Source organism: Streptomyces sp. NPDC051172, from assembly GCF_040682555.1.
Lineage (GTDB): Bacteria > Actinomycetota > Actinomycetes > Streptomycetales > Streptomycetaceae > Streptomyces.
In genome coordinates this window covers 1-1,083 of the sequence record NZ_JBFBBE010000456.1, presented here as the reverse complement: position 1 = coordinate 1,083, position 1,083 = coordinate 1, and the positions used below count along the sequence as shown (strand labels likewise).

Sequence of the window (1,083 nt, the reverse complement as noted above, 5' to 3'; positions counted from 1 at the left end):
GTCACGGGGATCCCGTCGACGGCAAGGTCACGGACCAGCGGGTAGGTCATCTTGGGCTCTGACCCAGCCTCAAGTTCGCCTGCGACAGGTACGCCGCGGCGCGGCGCAGGACCTCGTTCTCCTGCTCCAGCAAGCGGATCTTCTTCCGCGCCTCGCGCAGCTCCTCGTTCTCGGCCTTGGTCACGCCGGGACGGTGGCCGTCCTCGACATCGGCCTGATGGAGCCAGTTGCGTAGGCAGGACTCGGAGATCCCGAAGTCCTTGGCGAGCTGAGCGATCGGGGCCTCGCCACGACGGGCGACCGCGACCACGTCGTCACGGAACTCCTTGGGGTGTGCTGCAGGCATGTCGACATCCTTCCAGCGGGGACCTCATGTCCCCACAGATCAGGTGTCAACCGAACCTTCAGCAGTCCCGACTGCCTCTATTGGCCCTCGAGCATGCGCTGTTGAGCACGGGAGCCAGCCGTGACCGACAGGGCCTGATCCACCACAGCGATAGGGGCTCTCAGGGTGGATTCAATCGGTCGTCGCAACACCCTCTCGGAATCACTGGAGGTATGGGCGATGGCAAGCAAGGACTGGGCGAGGAAGATCAGTGACGTGCCCGAGGGGACACGTCGGCAGTGGAGAGCGGATCGGGCCTTGAGGGCCCCGATGCGCTCTCCTGGCAGGCCGCAGCCCTCACGGGAGGTCCAACGCCAGTTCTGGCGTGTGATCGCCACCGGCGTTACGACGGTCGAGGCATCCCTGACTGTGGGCGTGTCCTGGCCCGTCGGGGCGCGCTGGTTCCGTCACGCTGGCGGGATGACCCCGCTGTCCTTAGCCGAGCCCACCGGCCGGTATCTGTCCTTCGCTGAGCGTGAGGAGCTCGCGATCCTCCATGCCCAGGGCCAGGGGGTCCGTCAGATCGCACGCACGCTGGGACGTGATCCCGGCACGATCAGCCGTGAGCTGCGCCGTAACTGCGCCACTCGTTCCGGGAAGCATGAGTACCGGGCCACGGTGGCGCAGTGGAAGGCCCAGGAAGCTGCCAGGCGGCCCAAGCCGGCGAAGCTGGCCACGAACCAGCGACTGCACGACTA

Annotated in this window: 1 protein-coding gene and 1 pseudogene; one reads left to right on the top strand and one right to left on the bottom strand. The window is 66.6% G+C overall.

Features of this window, described 5'->3' with window-relative positions; genetic code table 11:
• Positions 1-346 (bottom strand): annotated as a pseudogene (locus AB0N07_RS51905) (transposase); the annotation flags it as partial.
• Positions 347-805: 459 nt separating this feature from the next.
• On the opposite strand from AB0N07_RS51905, the gene AB0N07_RS51900 reads away from it, so the two are divergent.
• A partial coding sequence (locus tag AB0N07_RS51900; protein ID WP_365848088.1) for a helix-turn-helix domain-containing protein occupies positions 806-1,083 on the top strand: 278 nt, incomplete at its 3' end.